Origin of the sequence: Gelidibacter sediminis, from assembly GCF_004364975.1 — a bacterium.
Lineage (GTDB): Bacteria > Bacteroidota > Bacteroidia > Flavobacteriales > Flavobacteriaceae > Gelidibacter > Gelidibacter sediminis.
On sequence record NZ_SOBW01000011.1, the window covers coordinates 1 to 25649 of the forward strand.

Annotated in this window: 26 protein-coding genes; 21 read left to right on the top strand and 5 right to left on the bottom strand. The window is 35.4% G+C overall.

The window, feature by feature from the left end; all coding sequences use genetic code 11:
• The first annotated feature begins 323 nt into the window (after positions 1 to 323).
• The 20 genes from BXY82_RS14705 to BXY82_RS14805 all read left to right on the top strand — a co-directional run bounded on the left by BXY82_RS14705 (position 324) and on the right by BXY82_RS14805 (position 18024).
• Positions 324 to 689: a transposase gene (locus tag BXY82_RS14705; protein WP_133758998.1), complete on the top strand. Its 366-nt coding sequence runs from the start codon at positions 324 to 326 to the stop codon at positions 687 to 689.
• A gap of 5 nt (positions 690 to 694) precedes the next feature.
• On the top strand, positions 695 to 1546 hold the full coding sequence (locus BXY82_RS14710) for an IS3 family transposase (protein WP_243835867.1): 852 nt from the start codon (positions 695 to 697) through the stop codon (positions 1544 to 1546).
• Positions 1547 to 1669: 123 nt separating this feature from the next.
• On the top strand, positions 1670 to 2197 hold the full coding sequence (locus BXY82_RS15720) for a DUF6933 domain-containing protein (RefSeq protein WP_394345934.1): 528 nt from the start codon (positions 1670 to 1672) through the stop codon (positions 2195 to 2197).
• A gap of 285 nt (positions 2198 to 2482) precedes the next feature.
• A complete protein-coding gene (locus BXY82_RS15725; RefSeq protein ID WP_394345935.1) occupies positions 2483 to 3052 on the top strand; it encodes a helix-turn-helix domain-containing protein in 570 nt (189 codons plus the stop codon).
• A 228-nt stretch (positions 3053 to 3280) separates the two neighbouring features.
• Positions 3281 to 3577, top strand: coding sequence for a DUF4298 domain-containing protein (locus tag BXY82_RS15500; protein WP_166643313.1), 297 nt, complete (start codon positions 3281 to 3283; stop codon positions 3575 to 3577).
• A gap of 181 nt (positions 3578 to 3758) precedes the next feature.
• On the top strand, positions 3759 to 4199 hold the full coding sequence (locus BXY82_RS14730; protein ID WP_133759002.1) for a GNAT family N-acetyltransferase: 441 nt from the start codon (positions 3759 to 3761) through the stop codon (positions 4197 to 4199).
• 68 nt (positions 4200 to 4267) lie between these two features.
• Complete coding sequence (locus tag BXY82_RS14735) at positions 4268 to 5023, top strand: MFS transporter (protein ID WP_262711378.1); 756 nt, start codon at positions 4268 to 4270, stop codon at positions 5021 to 5023.
• Between the two features lie 198 nt (positions 5024 to 5221).
• Positions 5222 to 6340 carry an oxygenase MpaB family protein gene (locus tag BXY82_RS14740; RefSeq protein WP_166643314.1) on the top strand — a complete coding sequence of 373 codons (1119 nt, stop codon included), beginning with the start codon at positions 5222 to 5224 and terminating at the stop codon, positions 6338 to 6340.
• Between the two features lie 421 nt (positions 6341 to 6761).
• A complete protein-coding gene (locus BXY82_RS14745) occupies positions 6762 to 8423 on the top strand; it encodes an ABC1 kinase family protein (protein ID WP_133759005.1) in 1662 nt (553 codons plus the stop codon).
• Between the two features lie 893 nt (positions 8424 to 9316).
• On the top strand, positions 9317 to 9691 hold the full coding sequence (locus tag BXY82_RS14750) for a GreA/GreB family elongation factor (RefSeq protein WP_133759092.1): 375 nt from the start codon (positions 9317 to 9319) through the stop codon (positions 9689 to 9691).
• 254 nt (positions 9692 to 9945) lie between these two features.
• The gene (locus BXY82_RS14755; protein WP_133759006.1) at positions 9946 to 10197 is read left to right on the top strand and encodes a hypothetical protein; all 252 of its coding nucleotides are present in this window, start codon (positions 9946 to 9948) and stop codon (positions 10195 to 10197) included.
• A 217-nt stretch (positions 10198 to 10414) separates the two neighbouring features.
• Entirely contained in the window at positions 10415 to 12496 is a 2082-nt protein-coding gene (locus tag BXY82_RS14760) for a beta-N-acetylhexosaminidase (RefSeq protein ID WP_133759007.1), read from the top strand.
• A gap of 336 nt (positions 12497 to 12832) precedes the next feature.
• The gene (locus BXY82_RS14770) at positions 12833 to 13363 is read left to right on the top strand and encodes a hypothetical protein (protein ID WP_133759008.1); all 531 of its coding nucleotides are present in this window, start codon (positions 12833 to 12835) and stop codon (positions 13361 to 13363) included.
• 259 nt (positions 13364 to 13622) lie between these two features.
• A complete protein-coding gene (locus tag BXY82_RS14775; RefSeq protein ID WP_133759009.1) occupies positions 13623 to 13841 on the top strand; it encodes a hypothetical protein in 219 nt (72 codons plus the stop codon).
• A gap of 275 nt (positions 13842 to 14116) precedes the next feature.
• Positions 14117 to 15349, top strand: coding sequence for a tyrosine--tRNA ligase (gene tyrS / locus BXY82_RS14780; protein WP_133759010.1), 1233 nt, complete (start codon positions 14117 to 14119; stop codon positions 15347 to 15349).
• 299 nt (positions 15350 to 15648) lie between these two features.
• Positions 15649 to 16278 carry a dioxygenase family protein gene (locus tag BXY82_RS14785; protein ID WP_133759011.1) on the top strand — a complete coding sequence of 210 codons (630 nt, stop codon included), beginning with the start codon at positions 15649 to 15651 and terminating at the stop codon, positions 16276 to 16278.
• Positions 16271 to 16639, top strand: coding sequence for a hypothetical protein (locus BXY82_RS14790; RefSeq protein ID WP_133759012.1), 369 nt, complete (start codon positions 16271 to 16273; stop codon positions 16637 to 16639). Before BXY82_RS14785 ends, BXY82_RS14790 begins: the two co-directional genes overlap by 8 nt.
• A 43-nt stretch (positions 16640 to 16682) precedes the next feature.
• Positions 16683 to 16901: a YceI family protein gene (locus BXY82_RS14795; protein WP_243835862.1), complete on the top strand. Its 219-nt coding sequence runs from the start codon at positions 16683 to 16685 to the stop codon at positions 16899 to 16901.
• A gap of 192 nt (positions 16902 to 17093) precedes the next feature.
• Positions 17094 to 17513: a BLUF domain-containing protein gene (locus BXY82_RS14800; protein WP_133759014.1), complete on the top strand. Its 420-nt coding sequence runs from the start codon at positions 17094 to 17096 to the stop codon at positions 17511 to 17513.
• A gap of 196 nt (positions 17514 to 17709) precedes the next feature.
• Positions 17710 to 18024 (top strand): hypothetical protein, encoded by a 315-nt coding sequence (locus BXY82_RS14805; protein ID WP_133759015.1) that lies wholly within the window; start codon positions 17710 to 17712, stop codon positions 18022 to 18024.
• 62 nt (positions 18025 to 18086) lie between these two features.
• On the opposite strand, the gene BXY82_RS14810 is transcribed toward BXY82_RS14805, so the two are convergent.
• From BXY82_RS14810 to BXY82_RS14830, 5 genes are all read right to left on the bottom strand, one after another.
• A complete protein-coding gene (locus tag BXY82_RS14810; protein ID WP_133759016.1) occupies positions 18087 to 19091 on the bottom strand; it encodes an ABC transporter ATP-binding protein in 1005 nt (334 codons plus the stop codon).
• A gap of 2 nt (positions 19092 to 19093) precedes the next feature.
• Positions 19094 to 20758, bottom strand: coding sequence for an ABC transporter permease (locus tag BXY82_RS14815; protein ID WP_133759017.1), 1665 nt, complete (start codon positions 20756 to 20758; stop codon positions 19094 to 19096).
• Positions 20739 to 21794: a Fe(3+) ABC transporter substrate-binding protein gene (locus tag BXY82_RS14820; RefSeq protein WP_133759018.1), complete on the bottom strand. Its 1056-nt coding sequence runs from the start codon at positions 21792 to 21794 to the stop codon at positions 20739 to 20741. Before BXY82_RS14820 ends, BXY82_RS14815 begins: the two co-directional genes overlap by 20 nt.
• Before the next feature lie 120 nt (positions 21795 to 21914).
• Positions 21915 to 22307, bottom strand: coding sequence for a hypothetical protein (locus BXY82_RS14825; protein ID WP_133759019.1), 393 nt, complete (start codon positions 22305 to 22307; stop codon positions 21915 to 21917).
• Between the two features lie 113 nt (positions 22308 to 22420).
• Positions 22421 to 23098 (bottom strand): class I SAM-dependent methyltransferase, encoded by a 678-nt coding sequence (locus BXY82_RS14830; RefSeq protein ID WP_133759020.1) that lies wholly within the window; start codon positions 23096 to 23098, stop codon positions 22421 to 22423.
• Positions 23099 to 23506: 408 nt separating this feature from the next.
• Between BXY82_RS14830 and BXY82_RS14835 the strand changes: the two genes are divergently transcribed.
• Positions 23507 to 25369: a DUF4139 domain-containing protein gene (locus tag BXY82_RS14835; protein ID WP_243835863.1), complete on the top strand. Its 1863-nt coding sequence runs from the start codon at positions 23507 to 23509 to the stop codon at positions 25367 to 25369.
• Positions 25370 to 25649 lie beyond the last annotated feature (280 nt).

Genomic DNA, 25649 nt, shown 5'->3' on the forward strand with positions numbered 1-25649 from the left:
CCAAAGCTTCACCGTGTATAGTAACCTTACTCCGCTCTTTTGTTCTTTCTGATTAATACTTAAAGTTAACTGATTTATTAAAAATCAAACTTAAGATGTGTATAAAACATAGCTAATCAGTTCTTTCCGAAAGGTCTGTTCGTGTTTGCGAAGACCGCCAAATCTTTGATTTGGCTGTAATATAGATAATGTGGTTCCAAATCAGAGATTTGGCTAAGTGCCAATCCGAAAATAATTGTATTTTTAAACGCTACGTTCCATACACGTAACGTTGTGCAACAGTTTGACCCGTCCTGAATAAAGGCTACATAATTTTAAACATTATGTACAAAAATGACAAAGTGATCAGACGGTATTCAGAACCCTTTAAATTAAAAATTTTAGACGAACTTACCACCGGAAAGTTAAACAAGTATCAACTCGGTAAACTCTATGGTATTGCTCCTACCACCATTAATGAATGGATTAGGAAGTACAACCGTAAAGACCTTATGAACACTAGAATTAAAGTGGAAACTAAAGACGAAATAACACGTATTAAAGCGCTTCAAAAGGAAATCAAGCAGCTAAAACAACTCTTGCTTAAAAAGGATTTAGATGCTTTAGTGTTAGATTCTTATCTAGAAGTAGCAGCTGAACAGTTAGGTTATAAATCTGTAACCGAACTAAAAAAAAAGCTAAATATCTAGCCTTAATTAAAGCTAAAGAAAAATCTAAGGGATTTGCTTCTTTAACGACTATTACTCATTGTTTTGGACTAAAACGTGATGCCTATTATAAATATAAAAATAGAGCTGATAAGCGTTTAAAGCTAGAACAACAGATTATTGAAATAGTACAGAAAAGACGCAGGTCCCTTCCCAGAGAAGGCGTGCGTAAACTTATAAAATCATTAGATGACGAGTTTATTAAGGCAAACCTTAAAGTGGGTAGAGATACTTTATTTAATATCCTTAGAAAGCACAATATGCTTACTCTTAGAAAGAAATATAGTTCTAGAACAACCAATTCGTTGCACAGGTTCTACAAGTACAAAAACATCATTAAAGATGTAGAAGTAACAAGACCTAATCAAGTTTGGGTGTCTGACATCACCTACATCAGAACCGTGAAAGGTTTTTGCTATCTGGCGCTTATTACTGACATGCATTCCCGGAAGATTATCGGTTACGACCTGAGTGATAGCCTGGAACTAAAAGGTTGTGAAAGAGCTTTAAACAAGGCGCTGTATCAAGCTAAAGATACTACTGGACTTATTCATCATTCCGACAGAGGTATACAGTATTGCAGTAACGTCTACACTCAAATTTTAAAGAGAAATAACATCGATATTAGCATGACAGAAGAAAATCATTGTTACGAAAACGCGATGGCTGAACGTGTAAACGGCATCTTAAAAGATGAATTTTATCTCGACCAGACCTTTGATAACGTGGCACACGCAAAAAGAGCTGCAAAAAATGCAATTAATTTATACAACGAAATAAGATTACATTTATCTTTAGATTATAAAACACCAAATATGGTATATAAATTATCAGCGTAAATCAATTTTAACCTGTAGCCATATTTCAGGACAAGACATTGCCCACACAGGAAAATTTCGTTAATTGCTATCTCAACGAAAAACATTTATTTTTAGAAAAATTAAATTTATGTTAGTCCGAATTTGACAAGAACTAAAGTACATACTACCAAAAAATTAGAAAAGTTAATCAAGAAACTTATCTCGACTGACCAAAATACCGAATGTGGTATTCTTGGAAACTGGAACGCAACCGTATTTTATGTTGACAGAAAAAAATGTTGGCTAATTACTAACGCACTTACCAAATACAACATAGTTCTAACTGATATAAAATCTTCTAACTTGAACAATATTGAACAAATTTTTAAAGATGCACTTTTTGGACAACTTATTTATGACGGGGTTGTAACGGATTTTGAGAGTCTCAACTCAATTATTGGCGGATTGGATTTTCTACCTACTAATAATGACAGAAGTACAACGGCGTTTCAAAATCATAATTTGGAATCTCTCGATTGGTGGAAATACGAATTTGGGAATTTAGAAAATATGCCAATAAAAGATTTGACAAACCGATTGAACACAAGTCCCATTCACATAGGACAAGGAATGAAGCGATCGGATTATACAAATTCAATCGACGAAATAAAAAAAATTATAATGATATAAAAAACGGTGTACAACAATATGTATAAGCAGTGGCTTGTCCTCGCCTACTTGGAAAATCCTGCGGATTTTCCAATGTTCCGTGAGTGTTTGCAATTGTCCGTGACGAACCACGCCACTGCTCATAAACAAACACGTTATATGTCATTTTAGCCGAACGTTGGCGAATATGTCATAAGATTGACATAGAAATCACGCAATCAATAGAACAAGTTGAAAATATCTTTGCTGAGTAATCATTAAAACATAACAAAATGAAAAATCAAAACTTAGCAATCAAAATTAAAGATTTTACGAAACCGAAAAGGCTTTTCTCAAGAACAACTGGCGGAAGAATCAAAATTAAGTCTCAGAACAATTCAACGAATTGAAAAAGGAGAGTCAATTCCTCGAGGAGATACACTGATAAAATTAACTCAAGCTCTTGGGGTAACACCAGATGACCTTTTGGAATGGACAGATATTGAAGACTACGGATATTTAACTCTGTTAAACCTAAGCGCTATCAGCATTCTAATTCAGCCTCTATTAGGAATAATAATTCCTCTTGTAATGTGGATTTTAAAAAGGGAAAGGATAAAACTTGTTGATGACACTGGTAGAAAATTAATCAGCTTTCAAATTACTTGGACTTTAATTCTATTTGTTGTTTTAATTATAGCATCTAAAGGGTCAATTATACCAATTAATTTTAATTTATTAAATTCATTTCCTTTATTTATTACTGATATCTCGACAATCGGATTGGTGATATTATTTATGTACTTATATAATATAATTTCTATTATTTTGAACATTAAAAAAAGTCAAAAAGGACTGAAAAACATATATTTGCCTGCAATTCCATTTTTGAAATAAAAAAACGCTATATAACAATTTGTACAAGCAATGGCTTGTCCTTGCTCACTTAGAGAATCCTGCGGATTTTCCAATGGTGAGTACCTGTTTGCAATTGTCCGTGACGAACCACGCCACTGCTCATACACGAAACCGTTAGCGGTCATTACCAATAAAACTTGCGCATTCTATAACTTAACAAATCTAAAATTACAGATTTGTGAAATAAAAATAAAAAAACATCTACCTATGAATAATATAATAGACCGTATTACTAAAATGGAAAACATATTAGACGAACTCACTATAGTAGTTGAAAAATCTGATAATGTAATGAATGAACTTGAAGATTCTTTGAAAAATTTAAACATATTAAAAGCATATTATGAATCTCAATATATGATAGATGTAATGGCAGACAAAAGGCAAGAAGTCCCACAAGACCTTAAACGAGGCGTTTTGAGTGAGGATGCTGTACATATGTTGCTCACAGATTTGCTTGAATTATCTAAAAAAATGGAAAAATTGAGTAAAAAAATAAGATAATTTTAATGTCAAATTACGTTAAAAGACATCAAACAAAACACAACGAACCGCTAACACCGTATAATAAATAATTGCGATTTAGTCTTTAATCAAAGGTCGTTCTGTGTTTGCAACTAATTTTGTACAACAGCTTTGGCAGCAATACAGTAAAAGCTAACATTTCAATTGAAATTCAGGAAAAATGACAATTAGACCAGCGGAATTAGATGATATAAAACAAATACAGTTGGTAAGAAATTCGGTAACGGAAAATACATTGTCAAACCCGAATTTAGTAACAGATGAGGATTGTGTGGAATTTATCACCAAACGCGGAAAAGGATGGATTTGCGAAATCGATAACGAAATCATTGGATTTTCAATTGTAGATTTAACGGATAAAAACTTTTGGGCACTATTTTTAAGACCTGAATTTGAAAAGCAAGGTATTGGAAGAAAACTTCACGATATAATGCTTGACTGGTATTTTGAACAAAGACAAACAAATATTTGGTTAGGAACCTCACCCAAAACAAGGGCTGAAAAGTTTTACCAAAAAGCTGGATGGACAAAAATCTGCACTCACGGAAAAGGCGAAATAAAATTTGAAATGACTTATGAAAACTGGAAAAAGCACTGCTAGTGACAGCGTACATAAGCTATGGCTTGATAAAATAGGTAGGAAAAAAATATTTATAATTTCTTTTAATTATATATGGAATTGGAGGGTTTTGTGGTTATTTCATAAACGATATCGCTACATTATTAATTAGTTGTCCGATTTTAGAAATTGGTGTCGCCGCAATAATCAGTAGTGCCACCACGCTGATAGGAGATTTTTTTGATGGCTCAGAACGCAGTTCATTTGTGGGGACTCAATCTGCTTTTATGTCCATAGGTGAGGTAATATTTTTAATTGGCGGCGGTCTATTGGTCGATATGAATTGGAGATTTCCGTTTGGACTCTACTTGGTGGCATTTCTAATACTTCCTCTTGCCATTGCCATTTTATACGAGCCTGGCAAGGCAAACGTCAAAGAAAAGTCCAATAAAGATGTTCCTGGTCATAACCGCTTAATCGCTTTAATCTATATGCTTGGGTTTATCAAAATGGTATTTTTTTATATGCTTCCAACCCAAATACCATTTTTATTGCAACAAAAAACGAATGTGAGCAACACGCTTGTTGGTTTCGCAATTGCCATTTCCACAATGACGGCTACCGTGGCATCATTAAATTATGGCCGAATAAAAAAGCGAATTCCATTCAAATCACTTTTTAGTCTTGCCTTCTTGATAATGGCCATTGGTTATTTTATAATAGCATTTAATGAAAGTTATTTAGGCATAATCTTCGGATTAGCCATTTCGGGTCTTGGAATTGGACTATTGCCTCCAAACGGCAATGTATGGCTCATGGAACTTATTCCTGTTTCAAATAGAGGAAAAATAGTAGGCACCATGTAATCTATGATGTTTTTCGGTCAGTTTGTTTCCCCATTGATTATTGCATTGATAATTAGTCAATTTGATTTGACTTACGCATTTTATATCGCTTTTGGTTCAATGGCAGTGTTAGCTATTATACTTTATTTAAGTAATTTTAAAAATCAAATTTAAGCCGTGTATAAACGTTAAACGATAGTATAGAAAAACCGTATGACAATGAAGTTAAATAATACATATGTAAATTTTTGGAAAGATGGCAATGGGAGAAATTTCATAGAATGGGCGGGAAAAGATGTGCCTACAAGTCAAAATAACTCAAATCTTTTCTATCAATATGATGAAGAAGTAGATGTTTTGGTTAAAAAGTGGATGAAAAATGACGATTTTAAAACCATTATGAAATCCTTACACAGTGGCACAGACGAAAATCTACCACAAGATTATCTCGATTTTAAGAAAAACTTAGAAACAAAACCAGATTGGTTAGATGAACAGCTAATAAAAGTAGGTTCAGAATTATCTGAACGAAGTGGTTTAATAGGACTTTTGGTTTTAAGAAATTTTGCTCTGTTAGGCGGATATAATTTTGCAAACCTTACAAAACCTCTTGTTGCAACAGGCTCTTTGGATAAAGGTGCAGTTACCCGACTCCATAATACTCTGAACTTTTGGGTGAATATCTCGAGAACGGCAGCAGACTCCCAAAATAGGCGCATCAATGCGTGTTTGAGCACAAGGTTGGTGCATAGTGCTTCCCGATTAATGATTCAGGAAAAAATGCCGTACTGGGATCGGGAGAAGTATGGCATTGCCATCAATTATGCTGATATGGTAGCCACTAATATTGCCTTTACTGTTTACTATCTTTTTGGTCTAAAAAAGCTCAATTTTAAATATTCCCAAGAGGAAGAAAAAGGAATTTTCCACTTGTGGAAATATGTAACCTATCTCTTGGGCGTACCTTTGGACATTATCCCGAACAATAAGGAGGAGGCTTTGGGATTCTTTAAATTTTGGACACAGTACCAGAACGCTCCCGACGAAGATTCTATGACACTTACCAATTCACTTTTAAATGAGAATAGGCCCATCAGTTTATTAAAACTGGACATTGTTAAGAGGAATATGGGCTATATCCACCGAAGCATTGCCAATTATCTTATTGATGAAGAGACTCGTAATAGCTTGAATATACCACCGGTTAGATTTAAAAATATAATCCCTAAAACAATTCAATTAAAAAATGAAATTCAATATGACAGAGATCATCAAATTAAAATAGGGAATACGGAGCAATTAAGTGTTTTGGCAGATTACAAAAATAGCATCGTCTAACATCGTACATGTAAAAATAGGGGTTATGAGATAATTTAGAATTTAGTTATATTTAGTTACTTCTGCTTTTCCATATAACAGTTTTAAGTGTTTTAGGAATACGAAAAAAGCATCCGCTTCGGTTGATTGAAATTGAACTTTTTGTCCAATCCATTCCCGCCCTTCGCAATTACTTTTTCCGTTAGCAGCAATTTAAAATATGACGAAAATCACTAATTTCTTGCGCGGAAAAATCCAGCCGATAATTCCACATCGAAATTCAACCCCTAATGCCTTAAAAACATAATGTCAGATGATCACATTGGCAACTTACAGGGCAATCAAAAAACCTATCATCTGTGCTAACAAATTACCGATTAGGAGCAATAACCCTGTCCAATTAATACTACTTTGAAACCTTAATCACCAAAGCGCACATACAATGACTCTACTACCTGAAAACATAGATCGTTACCGCAAATTTTTTACATTACTTATTAAATACTGGAACAGTGATATCTTAGATTATTCCACCAAAATGGCTATGGGCGATGCAGATGTGGATGAGTCCGGCATTTTCGAGAATTCTCCAGAGGAACTTACAGAAGACCTTAAGAAAATGGGGCCTGCCTATATTAAACTTGGCCAATTGCTTTCTACACGTCCAGACTTATTGCCAGAGCCGCACCTAAAGGCCCTACAAGAATTGCAGGATGATGTAGACCCAATCGACTTTGAAACCGTACAAGGTATCTTCGAAAAGGAAGTGGGCACACGTATTTCAAAAGCCTTTAAGGAGTTTGACCCTATACCTTTGGCAAGTGCATCCATTGGCCAAGTGCATGTTGGGATGTTACATTCTGGTCAAAAAGTGGCCATAAAAATCCAACGGCCACAGATTCGCGAAAAATTTCTATCAGATCTAAATACACTTTCAGAAATGGCGGAATGGGCCGTAAAACATTCCGAAGATGCCAGAAAATATAATGTGTCAGCATTGGTGGAAGAGCTCCGTTTTACACTCTTAAAAGAATTGGATTACCAAGCAGAAGCACAAAATCTTTTGCTCATAAAACGAAATCTTAAACAGTATAAAAACCTGTTTGTTCCCAGTCCCATTTTAGATTATAGCACCTCCAAAGTGCTCACTATGGAATATGTTGAAGGCAAAAAAGTGACCGCAATCAATCCGCTTCGGCGTATAGAGGAAAATTTGGATCCGTTGGTTGATGATTTGGTTCGGGGGTATCTAAAACAGGTCATTGTAGATGGCACTGCTCATGCCGATCCACATCCGGGCAATGTGCACATTACACCGCAAAACAAATTGGCACTAATGGATTTGGGCATGGTGGCCCAATTTCCGGAACAGATGCAAGAACGTATCATGCAACTCATGCTAGCATTGAGCGAATATGATAGCGAACAAGTCATCTCGGTTTTGATGGCAATCAGCACTTTTGACCCTGAAAAGGCCGATATTGAACAATTTAAAAAAGAAATCAGCCGCATGATCCTAGAAAATCAGAACCATAGCGCTGGCTCCATGCGTACCGGGCGACTCATCATTCAAATGAACCGAACGGCAGCGCAAAATGATATAACCCTACCTGTAACGCTCAACATGTTGGCCAAAATTTTGCTCAATCTTGATCAAATTGTTGCGGTACTATCACCAAATTATAAAATTAATGATACCATCAGGGATTATATGCAGGAAATCATGCAGGCAAAAATGCTAGATGAACTGAAACCCGCCAGTCTGTTGAACCTCGCCCTAGAAACCAAAAAACTGGCAGAAAAAATGCCCGAACGCCTCAATACCATTATGGAAAATTTGGCAAACAATCAGATGGAATTTAAGGTAAAGACCATAGATGAGACCCGCTTTACGGATGCCTTTCAAAAGGTAGCCAACCGTATTACGCTTGGTATCATCATTGCCGCCATGATTATAGGAGCAGCAATGTTGATACGGATAAAAACATCGTTCACCATCGCTGGTTATCCTGCACTGGCCATCATTCTCTTTGTCATTGCAGCTGTAATAGGATTTTATGTCATTTATCAAATTGTCATCAAGGATGAGAATTTTAAAAATTAATTGACTCGCCTTACGCACTGTTTTCGAAATTTAAAGGGCAAGATATAGATACTAGAACGCTGGGACAAGGCACGACAAAGTGATTGCGACGTTTCTATGCATTCAATATCTATAGTAATAAAGATTGAGCCATCCACACCCCATCAGCAAATAAGCAATCGTATTTATGATGACCATACCACACGCTTCAAAATTTTACGTTGCGTTAACCACCTATTGTTTTACACCTTAACGACCGATTTTTTGGCATGTCCGGTTTTCCGAATGAGCACATTATGTAATGTTCTTGAATTTAATTTTTTGAAAAAATGAACTGCGGGAGTTTCAATGAGTCAAATCAAGTCGTAAATTAGGGCTTAAAAACCCTACTATCAGTACCTATCAGGATTCTATACCCATATTTTTTTAGAAATTCGTGCACATATTAGTATCCTGATGGGCAGGCGTCTATGTACATGTTTCTAGTAATTAATAATATGTTGTAAATATAAAAACATGACCGTTTGGAATAATTCATACAACACTCGTTTTTAAGGCACCTTAATGCTTTTACCATTGTTAATATGAAATATAATGGTTAACTTTGTAACTCGTTAATTTTTAACACATATGACAGCAACTTACTTTCCAAACACCATAAAAAATCCATTAGGATTTGCGCTGTCTTTATTATACTTACATGACGATATTTTTTTGAAAAATTCGAAAGAGTTTATTGATTAACCCCTGTTTCGACTCAAAACAGGGCCATTCTTTATTATTCTTAAAATTTAATCTATTTTTTTATCACTATTATTCGCATTCAAAATCTGGAGCTCAATATTTCGTGCACTATTATGAATGTTGAGTCAGTACTACATAGTATAAAGAAAGAAAAACAAACAAAAGATATTATGTCAAAAAATGTAATTTTAACAACTGGAATATACGATATGATTAAGGATCATGTACGAAGAAACAAAGTAACCAAACAGGAAGAAGAACTATTACTTCAAGAGTTAAAAACCGCCAACCAAGTACTTAGGCGAGACTTACCCGATGATGTGGTAACTGTAAACCGCCGTGTAAAAATTAAAGATCACACTGAGAACAAAGAAAAAGAATACATGTTTGTCTCAACTACTAAGGTGAACAATAAAAAAGGTAAATTATCAATTTTATGCGATGTAGCCGTTGCCACAATAGGAAGACAAGTAGGTGATATTATTCATTGGCCTTTTAGGGATGGAGAAAGAAAACTAGAAATTTTAAGGGTCGAAAATATTTAATTGTCATCAATAAGAAAAAGAGTCTTTGTTTTAAAAATGCAAAGGCTCTTTTTAATTTTTAAGCATGCATTCTATTTAATAAATGCTAATTGAGTCTGAGATTGAAATTCCCAGCATTAAAATTCCTTATGGAATTTGTTCCTTTTTTATTATCTTCGATATATGAGACTTGATATTAAGGGATGAGCAGACATACGACATATCGCTTTAATAAATATCTGCAATTATGATTATAGAACTTAAGAATGGCATTTATGAGTAATCTAAAAAACATCAAAACCGAAATTGAAAAATACGCGAGCAATTCAAATTTGACAGAATTGCAAATCGTTGAAAAACTGGAAAAACACTTCTTTGATAAAAAAGTTCGTGCGAATTTAAAACTTTATAAAAAAGGAACTAAGAAAGTGAGCGACATTACCAAAGACCTAAAAATCTCTCCCAGAAAATTTTACGCAATTTTGCAAAAGAAAAACATAGAGCATAAAAAATATAATAAAAAATAGTTAATTTGTATATGCAATTTTACACTCGATATCATATAAACCCCATATTTATCTGTATCTAAACTTAACCAATTCTAAAAATTCCTAATAGCCCCCTATTTATATTATAAAAGAGCTTAATAAATGAATGCCCTTGATCGGGCTATTAATAGAAGTACGTATTTAGTTAAACAAATGAAATATCTCTTATTTCAATTCCAACCACCTCCCCTCAACTATGAAAAGACTTATTACCATTTTAAAAGCCAATTGTTTTTGGATAGTCATTCTTTCAATCACACCTCAACTGTTTTCACAAGCAACGTTGTTACAAGTGATTCCTGAAGTACAACAATTTGAATTTAAAAATAAAAACTATAAACTCCCTAAAATCGTTAAAATAAAAATCAATACTGAAACGAATGATAGCCTAGTAAACATTGCTACCCAATTAAAGGAGGAGATGTTTAACATGTTTCAAATTGAAGCTCATATTTCAACCACCTCAGCACGCCACGCAACAGCATCAAACGAAATTTTGTTATCCTATAATAACGGGGTCTCAAAAAATAAGGAAGCTTATACACTCGACATTGATACCAACAATGGAATAACTATTGAAGGCGCATCCAAAATTGGGGTCCTTTGGGCCACACGGACGCTTTTGCAGCTTAGAAAAAACCATAAAAACGAAATCCCCTCCGGATTCATCACAGACTATCCTGATTATCCCAATCGTGGCTTTATGTTGGATGTGGGTAGAAAGTTTTTCTCCATAGATTATTTAAGAAATTATGTAAAAATACTGTCCTATTATAAATTGAACGAATTTCACGTCCATTTAAATGATAATGCTTTTAAAACCTACTATGATAATGATTGGTCAAAAACCTATGCTGCATTTAGATTAGAGAGCGACACCTACCCTGGCTTAGCGGCTGAAGACGGTCATTATACAAAAGAGGAATTCCGCGATTTACAATGCTTAGGAATGCAATATGGCGTAAATGTCATTCCTGAAATAGACATTCCTGCGCACTCTTTGGCATTTACTCGCTATAATCCTGAATTGAAAGCTTCAGCGCCTTATGCTGATGATCATTTAGACATCCTAAATGATGAAAAGTTGCCTATGATCTACAATTTCTTCGACAAGCTTTTTGATGAATATATTAAGGGTGACAACCCTGTTTTTATCGGTCCTGACGTTCATATTGGTACCGATGAGTATATCAAAGAAGGGAAAGGGCGAGATGTGGATAACGCCCAAGCAAAGCGCTTTCGTGAATTTACCAATCACTATTTAAAATACATCGCCAATTCAGGTAAAACGCCACGTCTTTGGGGTGGATTGGAATGGTTAAAGGATACGCCATTAACACATGTTAAACCTGTTGGCAATGCCATCATGAACGCTTGGAGTAAAGATTGGGTGAATGCGGAAAAAATGCTTGACGATGATTTTAAAATCATTTCTACTCCAGACAGTTGGTTGTACATTGTACCTGCCGCAGGATACTACAGAGATTTCTTAGATATTGAATGGCTTTACACCAATTACAGACCAGAAAAAGTAAACACCTCTTTAACATTACCAGACTTCCAACCAGGGCTTTTAGGGTCAACTTTTGCGGTGTGGAATGATGTTTCTGGCAATGGAATTTCTCAATTGGATGTGCATTACCGTACCATGCCTGCTTTAAAAGTATTGGGCACAAAAAACTGGAAAGGAGCACCTAGCAAAAGTTATGAGGCGTACAAACAATTGGCCAACGCTGATTCTGACGGCCCTAAAACAAATTTAACTGGTAATTTCACTAACCAAGAATTGGATGACATTGCTTCAAAAATTGGTCAAAAACCGGTCCGATTTGATGGTAAGAAAGAAGTTAATCTAGGTGGTACCAATTTAGGATACACTTATGATGTCTCTTTTGATGTTAATCCGAAAAAAGGAAATAAACAAAATGCTCTCCTTTTCCAAAGTAACTACGGAATTATTACTTTAAACACAGATGGTACCGGTAAATTAGGATTTTCACGCGATGGCTACACCTATACATTTAATTTTATTCCACAGGAAAAAAGCTGGCAAAACGTTCGTATTGTAGGCGATTATAAAAGTGTGACACTCTATGTAGATGGCAGTGAAAAAGAGCAATTAACGGCCTACAAAAAAACAGAGGGACTACCTAACGGCTTCAACTTTCAACAAACATTAACCTTCCCATTAGAGAAGGTTGGCGATCGTGAAAATGGGTTTAAAGGAGCCATGAAAAACCTACAATTAAGTACTACTAATTTTCAAAAAATGAAATAATTAATAAACAATAGAGACTACAGCTATTTATGGGCTAAAGCTTCATTAAGATTTTTCCTTTAAAGCGCTTGTTGCTATTTGAGTATTGTCTTATTAATTCATATAAGATATAACCCCACCATCAATATATTATTTAGGAATCGCGAAAAACTTACTAAAATTTATATGCAACACATTTGATGCTAATTGTTTTGTGGTCGAAACTGGATTAAAAAACATTCCTGCCACCATTTTGTACCAGAGCTTCGGCTTTAAAGAAGTCTCTCAATGGAACACGGAACAAGGTATTAGAAAAATAAAATTTGAACGGTCAACTAAAAACCAGAATTAAACTTCATGAAATATCTCTTTACTATAGTAGTTATTCTAATTTCCAATTTGTCTCTTGGTCAAGTAGAAAAAACATCAGATACTTTAGAAATCTGGACTGTTTTCAGTATTGGTAATTTCATCAACCAAAATGCAGAGAAAATCATTGAAAAAAATTGGCCGTTTAAAATAAAAGGTATCGCTGGTGATGCATTTTCAGAAGAACTTATTGATGATATTCAGATGCATAACGAAAAGGTTTGGAACTACTTGGATTCTAATGGCTATTCGGATTCCAAGAAAACATTTGAAACGGATTTACTTTCAGAGATTAAACGAATTAAGAACGCCGTAGAAATCTCAAATTCTAACCCCGAAATAGCTGATTTGTTAATAACACTTAAAAATAACAAGCGTCAAAACCACACTGAATTGACTAAGATTAATGTGCATACCTACCAGTTTAAATTATACAGTTTTGAAGTCGATAAACCGGAAAACGGTGAGAAGCTCGAAAAAATATTCAGGGTTAATGTGGTTACAAATACCATTGAATAATTAATAATCTCTCCTGACAAATAAAGCCGAGGTTTTTTTTTTAGTATCAAGTTAATTAAGAAGCTTAATTGAGATTCAACCCATTTGTTAGCGGAGATAATAGTCCATACTATAATATTAAAGTCTTAAAAAACAAAAACTTTTAGATATTGACTACTCAGTAAAAAATCATTACCTATATTAGAAGTCTAACACCTGATTTCGACTGCAATTTTAACCTCTATTTTGCTGGTAAGCATCATAATTTAAAGGATATCACATGGTAAAACTTTGGATCATAGCACTTTCTCTTTTTGTTGTCATCACATTTATATATTGGAAGCTCACCTATAATTATGGCGAGAAAGAGTATGGTAAAAGAATGTGGAAACAATGGGGTACTCGAACTTATTATTGGCATGGCGCACTTTTAATTAGTGGTGCTATTACAGTAGCTTTACTTTATTTATTAAGATGGGCTAATATTTTGACGGTTTAGTAACTAGGCCCGACTTTAAAATTTACGACATCGAGCAATTCCAGACAATGCTGAAAATCAATTTGCATAACAAGACATTAAGCATTAATTTTGCATCTGCAATGAAAAGATTAAATAACATATTACGCCTTCCTTTTTTCAGCACTTATTATGAGCTCATAATAATTGCTCGGAATGGCTATGTATGGACCTCAGTAAATACCTGACAACTATAAAATATGATATCATAACCAAAAAGCCCGAGCCTATGCTCTGGCTTTTTTTATTTAAAAAAAATGGTAACACTTAAGAAATTAAAACAAAATGTAGAGATCATTCTACCTGAAAACGGGTTGGAAACAAAGATAAACCAAGCAAAAAAGGAGAAACGAAAACTCATTATCAAACTAGGTTTTGATCCTACAGCACCAGACCTGCATTTGGGACATGCTGTAGTATTGAAAAAACTCAAACAATTTCAAGACTTAGGTCACCACATTGTCATTTTGGTTGGAAGTTTTACAGCGCAAATTGGTGATCCAACAGGTAAAAACCAAAGTAGAAAACCGTTATCGGCCAAAGACGTACAGCACAATGCAGAAACTTACCTTAACCAACTATCAAAAATAATAAATGTTGATCAGGCTGAAATTGTGTTCAATTCTGAATGGCTAGATCGACTTTATTTCTCTGAGGCCATTCAAATGTTATCAAAAGTAACCGTTGCCCAATTGATGCACAGAAATGATTTCAATAAACGATTTACAGAAAACCTACCCATTGCGATGCACGAACTGGTGTACCCCATTTTGCAAGGCTACGATTCTGTAAAAATTGAGGCCGATATTGAAATGGGTGGTACAGACCAACTTTTCAACTGTACAATGGGCAGACAATTACAAGAGTCTTTCAAGATGCAGCCCCAAACGGTGATGTGCATGCCTTTATTAAAAGGATTGGACGGCAAAGAAAAAATGAGTAAGTCGCTTCACAATACTATAGGGTTAACAGATGCGCCCAATGACATGTTTGGAAAGACCATGTCTATTCCGGATAGCTTAATTGAAGAATTTTTGCAGTTAACCACTGATTTTTCGATTGCCGAAAAAGCGGCCCTTAAGTCACGATTGACCGAAGGTGAAAATCCTATGAACATTAAAAAAACCATTGCCAAAAACATCATTAAGCAATATCATAATGAGAGCGCTGCTATAGCTGCTGAAGCTTTTTTTAGCGCCCAATTCCAGAACAAACGTTTTGAAAAAAAGGTATTTGAGCCCGTAAATTTGAACACTATTAAGACTGAAGATGGAGAGATAAAAATTGTGGATCTATGTTCCCAATTAAAAGCAGACTCAAGCAAATCAGACATCAGAAGACTAATTGAGAATGGCGCCGTACAGATCAATGATCAGAAAGAGACCCAACCCTTAAATACCATCAAGCTAAAAAGTGAGACAAAAATCAAAATAGGCAAAAGAGATTTTTTTGAATTAGTAGCGACTGATCACTCCTTAAAAAGCTTCTGATTAGTCCAGGAGTGGATAGCAATTCGCACTAAAATCTCTACCATTATTAAAATATCACATCAGTCATTTGCTATAAAAATTGTAACTTGTTTAAAACTATAAGTATTTCATCGCTAATGGCATGGCCTCTTAAAAAAGAAATTAAGGGGGCCATCATTTTTACAGCAATTGCAAAGTATGGATACTTATCGAAAAATTTTCTGTTTTATTTAGTGACAGATTCCTTTACGGAATACGGAGTTAAAACCTGAGTAGTATCGCGGCACTAAAGTAGGACAGTGAACCACAATCCAAACACCATGAAATTAACACTTTATATTTTCATAGTTCTGACAAGCCTGAACTCTTGCCAATCTCAAACCAAGCAAGCGCCCGCTCCTCAGATTGTGGGTGGCCCTTGTCAGGGTTGTGAAGCGCTTTTGGAATATGGTGATAAAAAGCTGTCACCCATTGACACACTTCCAGATTATGCGTCCACCAAACCTAAATTAAAGTTGACCGGGACTGTGTTTGAAAAGGATGGAAAAACACCGGCCAAAGATGTTATTTTATACATTTACCAAACTGATCGGAATGGGATTTATAGTACCAAAGGCAATGAAAAGGGTTGGGCTAAAAGACATGGTTACAATCGTGGATGGATCCAAACCGATGCTACGGGAACATATACGTTTTATACGTTCAGACCGGCGGCGTATCCAAATAGATTGGACCCGGAACACATCCACATTACTGTAAAAGAACCCAATACAAATGCTTATTATATTGATAGTATAGTTTTTGACGATGACTCCTTATTAACTAAAGATCAAAGAAATAGACTAGAGTATCGTGGCGGTTCAGGCATTGTAAAACCAATACTTAAAAATGATCTCCTGACCGTAAAACGGGATATTGTTTTAGGACTAAACATTCCAGACTATGAATAAGGTTCTAATTAGTCTTACCTGCTTTATCATAACATCCTCCTGCATAGAAAAACACAATTCCAATGCCCAAAAAGCAAACATTACACCTGCCAATCCCCAGCCTACAGCACCTGTAAAAGGAGACACTCTTTATTTCGACCTCCAAAATCCAGCATACATTGGAAAGGCACTAAAATGCGTGGCACCGGAAAGCATGAAGGTCAAATTAAAATATGGTTATGTGATTCTTAGGGACAACGAGTTAGTAAATGGAACTTATGTGGCCAATATGTCGAGTATTGAAGTTACTGATATCCCTGAACATGAACATGTGCCTAGAAATAAGTTGAATTCCTATCTCAAAAGTCCAGATTTTTTTTAATGTTGATAATCACCCAACGTCTACATTTCAAATTACAAACGTAATGAAGTTATCTAATGATAGTTTAAAAATTTCAGGAAACCTGACCTTAAAGGCTATCACTAAAAACATTGGTTTTGCTGCCAAATATCCAGAGAATTTCTTAAGCGCAAAATTTACATTAGATCGGTTTCAATGGAACGTGGCTTATGAAGGAAGTGTGATGGATAAAACTATGGTGGATAAGGACATTGAATTCACAATTGCCGTAAAAATAGAATAAATCAAGTATCATTCACGAGGGCCATAAACTAAAAACACTTGATGACATCAACTTAACAACTATAATTTGCCTTATGCCACCATAGTTAAAGCGCTCGACAATTGGTTTTCGTATGTTTTTCTTACTTTAGACCCACAAAAAAGGTGATTATCGTATATATATGCGTTAGCACTCTATAAAAAAAACGATTATATGTACCAATTAAATTACCGTTCAAATGCAAAACTAGGACTCCAACTTAAAGATTTAGATCAAATACTAGAAACAGCAGTTGCGGTTAATTCAGCAAGAAACATCACAGGTTGCCTGATTTATCATAAAGGAAGCTTTGTACAAGTGCTGGAAGGCCAAAAAAAGGACGTTTTAGACATCTATGAAAATATTAAAGCCGATGATCGCCATAATGACGTCACTTTGCTATGGGAAAATGAGGTGGATGATCGATTTTTTCCAGAATGGAACATGGCTTATTTTCGTCCCAAAGAGAAAAATTTAAGACAATATATTGACAATCTTATTTTACTTTCAGAAATATCAGATCGTTCTTCAGGTTCCTTGGTAAGTTTTTGGAGTAGTGTTCAAAAAATTTTAAAGGACGAACAAGCACACTAAATGGGATAACAATAGTGTTTATCAGTTTTATAACTTGGAAAATGACAGCGCGAAACACTACATTTTAGCTGTGGAACACCCTGAAAAACTAACAGAGATGCTTAAAGATTATACTATAATTTTAGAAAGCGATTAGTAGAAATGTACTTATGTCCTCCAATTTTCATTAACTTTATAACTTACATCAGGACTATTTATGTTTTATAAATCAAACAAACGTCTCTTCAATATTTTAATTGGCGCAGCACTACTCTTGTTGATTCCCTTGTTGTTACAAGCAACCATAGGAACAGGTATTGATGGTGATGGCTTCAATTGGAAGCTGAACGATTTTATAATGATGGGCGTATTACTATTTGGTACGGGACTAGTAGTGGAGTTGGTTATACGTTATATAAAGTCCTTTAAAAAAAGAATTGTTCTTATAGCCGTAATTTTTTTGCTGCTCTTATTAATCTGGATAGACCTTGCCGTTGGAATTTTCAACATTTCTGGGTTTTCAGGAAGTTAAAGTAAAATTGAAAGAAATATATCCGAAACACGAGTCCTATTTGGTTTCAGAAAACACGTACTTTACTCCTGTTCAAATTCCAAGATATCTTTAGAATTGAAACCAATATAAATGGTGTCTGCAATATGTTTATCTTGAGTCAACACCGTTAATTGTTCTCCTGACTCTAATTTTAGGACCAATTGAACCGAATCTCCAAGTTGAATTTTTTTAATGACTTGGGCCGTAGTGAGATATTCACAATCCGCTTCAGCAGACGACGGACTCACAATAATCTTCTCATTCCTAATCGCATGGCAACAGGTTTCCTTTAATGGACACCTAAATGCATTCTGTAGGTTTTTATTGATATGAACAGTACTTCCGAATAATGACGCCACATATAAGGTATTTGGCTTCACATAAAGATTTGTTGCCACATCTTTTTGAATGACTTTCCCATTCTGTAAAATCAGAATTTCATCAGCTACAGAAAGTGCGTCTTGGGTATCGTGAGTAACAAATAACACAGTAACCCCCGTTTTTTTAATGATATCAAAAACTTCATTGCGCAATTGCGTACGCAACATGGCATCAAGATTACTGAAAGGTTCATCCAAAATTAATAAGGATGGCTCTGGCGCCAAAGCACGTGCCAAGGCAACTCGCTGTTGTTGTCCGCCAGATAGTTGATGTGGGTAACGTTTTCCCAACTCACTTAATCCAACCAAGTCTAGCATCTCTTGTGCTCTTTCTTTCTTATGCTTCATTTTTGAAATGCCATACAGCACGTTGTCCAATATTGTTAAGTGCGGAAATAAAGCATATTCCTGAAAAACCAATCCAATTTTTCGCTTCTCTGGTTGTACAAACTTATCCAACGAAGCGATTACCTTATCCCCCATGACGATACTTCCATGATCAGGCCGTTCAAGCCCTGCAATTAAGCGCACCAATGTGGTTTTCCCACTCCCACTCTCTCCAACAATGGCACACACTTGGCCTGCCTTCAAATTGAAAGTCACATTCTCTATGGCGTAGTTTCTGCCTTTGTCAAAACTTTTAGAAAGCGCGTTTATAGTTAACATGGTTATTTCTTGATCAATAATTTATTTAAAAATATCACGGGTATCATTGCTGTAAAGATAATAAAAAGCGAAGGGATAGACGCCTCCATGACCATCTCATCACTCGCATATTCAAACGCCTTTACTGCTAATGTGTCAATATGATACGGTTTTAAGATGAGCGTTAATGGTAATTCTTTCATCACATCAATAAACACCAAAATTACGGCACTAAAAACGCCTGTCTTTATGAGGGGAAATTCAATTTTAAAAAATGTTTTTAAGTTTCCAACGCCCAAAACCTTGGAGGAATCTGGGATGGAATTATCAACTTTCAAAGCTGTAGAATCTATCGGATTATAAGCCACAGCCAAGAATCTGACGGCATAGGCATACAATAGCGCAATTAAGGTGCCATTGATGATTAAACCGGAATCGATTCCAACTTTAGCCAACATATGAATCAGCCATTTGTCTAATGCCAAGGTCGGAATCATGATGCCAATGGCAATCACAGCACCTGGAATGGCATATCCTAAAACCCCAATTCTAGAAATATTTTTAATAGAACTCAAGGTGCTCCATTTTGAAAAATAGATGAGCAAAAGAGCGAAAAATACAGTGATGAGTGCTGATGAAATGGCTATGGCAAAACTCTGAAGTGAAATCATAATAAATTCCATATCAAATACAGTTGATGCTGTGATGACTGCCCAATACACCAACTGTGCTACCGGCAGAATAAAACCTAAAACTATTGGCAACAATACCACAGAAAAAATCAGCCATTGTAAGCCTCCTTTGGGTTGCTTTCTCTGAATTTGCGTGCTATTGGCTTTTGAAGAGGTGAATTTAACCTTCCTGACCTGCCATTTTTCAAACAAGATTAAAGCAAAAATAAAAATGATCAATAAGGCCGATAAATACACTGCTGTTTGTGGTTCTTCGAGTGAAAACCACGATCTGAAAATTCCTGTAGTAAACGTATTGACGCCATAATATTTAGCGGCACCATAATCATTAAGAACTTCCATCAACACCAACACCAAACCGGCAACAATAGCAGGACGCGCCAAAGGCAGCATCAATTTAAAAAATGTTTTGAGTTCACTGACGCCTAACATTTTTGAAGCTTCCAATAAATTATTCGCTTGATTGAGAAAAAAGGCGCGAGCACTTACATAGACGTAAGGAAATAGAGAAATACTTAAGACGAAGGCAAGTCCGGCCTTATTCATAATATCAATGCGGATAAACTCCAATCCGAGTTGTCGAAACAAGAGATCCATACTACCGCCGTAATCGAAAATTCCGGCATAGGCATAGCCAACAATATAGGAAGGGATGGCCAAGGGTAGAATTAATAGCCATTCCATTTGTTTCCGGAACATAAAATCGAATCGCGATACAAACCACGCCGAAGAGACACCAAAGATTAAAACAAGAATACTGCAAAAAAATACAAGGTATAAGGAGTTCCATATATATTCTGGCAATAAGTACTCCACAATGTGGCCCCAAGTTTCACCTGGTCCAGAAATCAGCTCTACACCAATAAATAGGATAGGCAAGGCCAAGAAAAAAACAATGGCCAGTGTAAAAACTGACCACCTGTTACTATCTCTTTTAAGCCTTTTTACCCTCGTTTTTAAGGAGAACGCTTCATTTTTATTTCCACCCTGCTGCATCAAAAATCAAAACTGCTTTCTTGTTAAATTCACCTAATTTGTTCAATCCTAAGGTGTCTTCCTTAAAGTCTCCCCAAGCTTTAATATCGGTAACAGGGGCAACACTTTCCAAAACTGGATACTCGTAATTAGCATCGGTAAACACTTGCTGCGCTTCTTCGCTAATTAAATACTCTATAAATAAAATCGCATTTTCCTTATTAGGTGCGTATTTAGCAACACCAGCACCGCTTACGTTAATGTGCGTTCCTCTATCCTTTTGGTTAGGGAAAAACAAGCCTATTTTTTTGGCTGTATTTACTTCTTCAGCATCTGGTGAGTTCAACATTTTTCCGATGTAATAAGAATTGACAATTGCTATATCCCCTTCTCCAGCAACAACTGCTTTTACCTGATCTCTATCTGAACCTTTCGGAGAACGTGCCAAATTCGCAACGATTCCTTCAGCCCATTCCTTAGCAGCCGCTTGGCCATTATTGGCAATAATTGATGCCATTAAAGATTGGTTGTAAATATTTGATGATGAACGCACCAAAATTTTACCTTTCCATTTATTATTTACCAAATCTTCATAAGTTGATAAATCTTCAGGTTTTACACGGTCTTTTGCGTAAGCAATAATGCGCGCTCTTTTTGTCAATCCGAACCATTGATTATCCACATCTTGTAAATATGACGGGATGGCGTTTTCTAAGATATCAGATTGGATGGACTGTAATAAACCTTCATCTTTAGCTCGACTTAAGCGTCCAGCATCTACGGTAATTAATACATCAGCAGGCGATTGCTTCCCTTCCATTTTCATTTTCTGAATCAACTCATCGGCACTTGCATTCATAACCTTGACTCTGATGCCAGTTTTCTCTTCGAACATTTTGAAGATATTTTGGTCTGGCTCGTAATGGCGATGCGTGTAGACATTAACAACCTGTTCTTTGGCTGCCTTTTGTTCAGAAGAAGTGTCTTTCTTTTTGCTCTCGTTTCCGCAAGCAACCAATAATGATAAGGTTGCTACTGCAAATAGTATTTTTTTCATGATATCTGTTTCGAATTGCAAATATAACAATTTAGAATAGATATAAATAACACCCTGTCAATATTGAACTTTCCTCCAGGCTACATTATAGTGAAGTTGCATTATTGGCCGATGAAAATACTAATCCGTATCAGATTTACCATACCTAACATCACGAAATGTAGGGAGGTTTTCGGTAATTCGTCCAGCTCCTTTTTTGTTTATTTTAAATGTGACGTCTATTGTGGTGGTGAATAAAAGGACGGATAAAAACGTAGTTCTAAGATGCGATTTTACCAACTCATAAGCTTCCTCTAAGCTGAGTTCCTGCTCGTCATCCTCTGTTTCATTAGACCTGTAGTGTGTTTTGACCAATACCCTAGCATCTCCATCAACATCAAGCGGTCTGACAAATACATTTTTTAAATTTTGTTTCCCTATGGTTTTTGCCATGGTTAATTTGGCAAAGCGTTTCTCTTGGACACTCTCTTTTACCTGGTCCCAAAAAAGGTCAAAAACAGTTTGATATGGCATAAAACAAGGATTGTTGATAGATTGTTTGTTGCATCAAAAGTACTATTAATAATTTGATTTGAGTCTTGCACCACCTTTAGGTACCCTTAATTCCTCCGGGTAGGCATCTCAATTTAAAAAACGGTATAACACGTGGTAACGAGTACCCCTTGTCCATCATTCAATGGGACGGACACTAATTGCTGCTGTGATTTTATTTTAAAATTAAATGGCGGTGCCAACACATCTACTCCACTCCCTTTTTTTAATCTAATGCCTTGCCCAGATATGATGTCTAAATTGGGTGTAAAGGGTTCTTTAGGCAAATGTTCAGTTAATATAACGTATTTAAAATGCGCTAGTTTATTTAATATTTTATGAATTTCTGAATTGGATAAATGCTGAAGTACTTGTCTTATAATGACACAATCGCCAACAGGCAAATCATCTTCGGCAATGTCTAAACAGTGGAACTCTAAATTTTCTGCACTGTATGTCTTCTTATTATGTCTAATTAATTCTTCTACAATGTCCACGGCAATATAAGCCTGTGCATAGTCAACCAAATATTTGCCAACATTAAAATCGCCACAGCCCAAATCGCACACCACCAATGGATTATCGAAAGAAGTTAAAAAAGAGATTAATTCCTTTAGATAAGGCATAACGAAATTAGGATGATGTGACCCCTCACCTGAATAAAATGCTGTACCGTCTGTTCCCCACAGCCTCATTTCATACACTTGATCCATGACGGCTTTTGTGGGCCAGGGTGTTTTAGTGCTTTTAGACTCTGATTGCTTATTTTTCATGATTGCTGTAACTTCAATTTTTACGATGAAGACTGAAATCAAAAGTAATCATAAACATAGAAAAGTTGAAGGCACCCCACCTATAAAGATGGTGACTAGGTAATTTTAATCCAGCAGACTTTATTTCGGAACATACCAATTCCGTTATTTCATTAATTTCAAATTTGCCAGCTCCTAATCCTTCGAAGTAATTTCACACAACAATGATAACCATATTACTAATATTACTGTAGCTTTCAAACAACAGCAACTTACAAAGTTTGCTGCTAGAACAAAATACGGTGTGATTGTTAAATAATTTAAGTATTTTTCAAAATCATATAATGACGTCTCAAAGTTTTTAATAATAGAACAAATACACCTAACAACTTATTTTAGATTTAAGCCACCTGAAAACACAATATGACTATGAAACACCTCCTACTATTTATGTTTTGCTTGATGCTGTCCTATACCTACGCTCAAGAATCTACTGAAAAAGATGTGACCACTGAGGTCAGTGAAGTCACCGTATTTATTAAAGACGCCCAAATAACACGGAAAAAATCTATTGACTTAAAGTCAGGGGAGACCGTTTTAAAATTCATCAACCTATCGCCCTTTATAGAGGCAAAAAGTATTCAAGTTAAAGCAAATGGCAATATCACGGTCTTGTCCGTCAACCATCAACAAAACTATCTTGAGAAACTTGAGAAACCTAAAGAATTATTAGATCTAGAATCTAAACTGGAAGAGGCAGAAGATCAAATAAAATTAGAACAAACCCATGCGGCAATCTTAAAGGAGGAGCTCGCATTTTTACATGAGAATAGAGCCATTGGCGGAAGAAATCAAGAGTTGAACGTTACCAATCTAAAAGACGCTGCAAATTTTTACAGCACTAGGTTAACCGCCTTAAAACTAAAAGAAATTGAACTGGACAAGAAATTGGAGGCTTTAATGATCTTAAAAAACGAACTCCAACTTCAGATTAAAACTATAACCAGTCAAAAGAATTTTCCTAACGGCGAAATATTGGTTAAAGTATCGTCGAAAACAACCAACAAGATAGATTTTGAGCTGACCTATGTAGTGGGCAATTCAGGATGGTTTCCATCTTATGATATCAGAGCTAAAAATGTATCCGAACCTATCGAAATTATTTATAAAGCCAATGTTAAACAGGACACAAAAGTTGACTGGACAAATGTGAAATTAAATTTATCATCAGCCAATCCTGACATCTCAGGTGTTGCACCAGAATTGAAGACCTACTATTTAAACTACAACACTTTACCTCCTACCTATACCCTTTCTTCAAATGAGATTAGAGGTATAGTAATGGATGAAAACAGGCAACCTCTCCCTGGTGCCAATGTTATTGTAAAAGGCACAACTATAGGTGCTGTAACCGATTTTGATGGAAACTACTCTGTTACCATACCCAATACCTCTAGCGAGTTACAGTTTTCTTATATAGGATATAAATCACAAACATTACCAGTTACAGGTTCAACCTTAAACGTTATCCTTATAGAAGATTCTAACTCACTGGATGAAGTTGTTGTTGTAGGTTATGGCAGAAACACTCGAAATTCCATTTCTAAGGCACTCGAAGGAAAGGTTTCGGGGGTACAAAAGAACTCAAACAGTTTGCCAATACCGGCCCAACACGTAGCAAAACAAACGTCCGTCGATTTTGAGATCAACATTCCTTTCACCATCAAATCTGACAATAAAAGTTATACGGTAGACATGGCCAATTATGAGTTACCAGCTGAATTTAAATACTTAGCCGTACCTAAAATCAGTAAAGATGCTTTTCTAATTGCAAACATCTCCGACTGGGAGAAATACAGTTTACTTGAAGGGGAAGCTAATATCTTTTTTGAAGGTACTTATGTAGGAAAATCATTGTTAGATATGAGATACGCTACAGACACCCTGCAAATATCACTTGGCAAGGATAAAAATGTTAGTGTAAAACGAGAAAAGTCAAAAGATTTTACAACCAAACAATTTATTGGCAGTAAAAAAGAAGAAACTAGAGGGTGGACCATAACCGTAAAAAATAACAAACCTCAACCAATCAACATGCTGCTATACGATCAAGTTCCAGTGTCCACACTTGAAGAAATTAAGGTTGAGATTTCAAATCTATCCGGTGCCAAATACAATCTTGAGACGGGGGAAATTAAATGGGATTTTTCAATAGACTCCAACCAAACCAAAGTATTTGAATTAAATTATGCTGTGAAATATCCAAAACATCGACGTTTAGTTATAGAATAATAAGCATTTGTAGCTAAACTTTAACCTACTGCAAGGTATAGTTTGGCTTAAAAAAACCTTTATCACCACGGAATTCAAAAAGATTTTTTCAATTATAAATATGGCGTAATTTCCTATATATATTTGAGAATACATTTTTAGTGCTAGACTAGTATTAAAATTAATAAACAATCAAAACTTTTATTGCACTAACAATTCGTGCAATTGTGATAATTTTTTCTTACATTATATCTGATCTTTAACCATATAGAAATTATATCATTTTTACTTAAAATATATT

Coding starts and splice junctions, on each gene's coding strand:
- BXY82_RS14770 (WP_133759008.1), top strand. CDS start 12,833: ATGAAATATCTCTTTACTATAGTAGTTATTCTAATTTCCAATTTGTCT.
- BXY82_RS14785 (WP_133759011.1), top strand. CDS start 15,649: ATGAAATTAACACTTTATATTTTCATAGTTCTGACAAGCCTGAACTCT.
- BXY82_RS14775 (WP_133759009.1), top strand. CDS start 13,623: ATGGTAAAACTTTGGATCATAGCACTTTCTCTTTTTGTTGTCATCACA.
- BXY82_RS14790 (WP_133759012.1), top strand. CDS start 16,271: ATGAATAAGGTTCTAATTAGTCTTACCTGCTTTATCATAACATCCTCC.
- BXY82_RS14825 (WP_133759019.1), bottom strand. CDS start 22,307: ATGCCATATCAAACTGTTTTTGACCTTTTTTGGGACCAGGTAAAAGAG.
- BXY82_RS14755 (WP_133759006.1), top strand. CDS start 9,946: ATGAGTAATCTAAAAAACATCAAAACCGAAATTGAAAAATACGCGAGC.
- BXY82_RS14820 (WP_133759018.1), bottom strand. CDS start 21,794: ATGAAAAAAATACTATTTGCAGTAGCAACCTTATCATTATTGGTTGCT.
- BXY82_RS14800 (WP_133759014.1), top strand. CDS start 17,094: ATGTACCAATTAAATTACCGTTCAAATGCAAAACTAGGACTCCAACTT.
- BXY82_RS14815 (WP_133759017.1), bottom strand. CDS start 20,758: ATGCAGCAGGGTGGAAATAAAAATGAAGCGTTCTCCTTAAAAACGAGG.
- BXY82_RS14760 (WP_133759007.1), top strand. CDS start 10,415: ATGAAAAGACTTATTACCATTTTAAAAGCCAATTGTTTTTGGATAGTC.
- BXY82_RS14745 (WP_133759005.1), top strand. CDS start 6,762: ATGACTCTACTACCTGAAAACATAGATCGTTACCGCAAATTTTTTACA.
- BXY82_RS14740 (WP_166643314.1), top strand. CDS start 5,222: ATGAAGTTAAATAATACATATGTAAATTTTTGGAAAGATGGCAATGGG.
- BXY82_RS14810 (WP_133759016.1), bottom strand. CDS start 19,091: ATGTTAACTATAAACGCGCTTTCTAAAAGTTTTGACAAAGGCAGAAAC.
- BXY82_RS14795 (WP_243835862.1), top strand. CDS start 16,683: ATGAAGTTATCTAATGATAGTTTAAAAATTTCAGGAAACCTGACCTTA.
- BXY82_RS14805 (WP_133759015.1), top strand. CDS start 17,710: ATGTTTTATAAATCAAACAAACGTCTCTTCAATATTTTAATTGGCGCA.
- BXY82_RS14750 (WP_133759092.1), top strand. CDS start 9,317: ATGTCAAAAAATGTAATTTTAACAACTGGAATATACGATATGATTAAG.
- BXY82_RS15500 (WP_166643313.1), top strand. CDS start 3,281: ATGAATAATATAATAGACCGTATTACTAAAATGGAAAACATATTAGAC.
- tyrS (WP_133759010.1), top strand. CDS start 14,117: ATGGTAACACTTAAGAAATTAAAACAAAATGTAGAGATCATTCTACCT.
- BXY82_RS14730 (WP_133759002.1), top strand. CDS start 3,759: ATGACAATTAGACCAGCGGAATTAGATGATATAAAACAAATACAGTTG.
- BXY82_RS14835 (WP_243835863.1), top strand. CDS start 23,507: ATGAAACACCTCCTACTATTTATGTTTTGCTTGATGCTGTCCTATACC.
- BXY82_RS14705 (WP_133758998.1), top strand. CDS start 324: ATGTACAAAAATGACAAAGTGATCAGACGGTATTCAGAACCCTTTAAA.
- BXY82_RS14830 (WP_133759020.1), bottom strand. CDS start 23,098: ATGAAAAATAAGCAATCAGAGTCTAAAAGCACTAAAACACCCTGGCCC.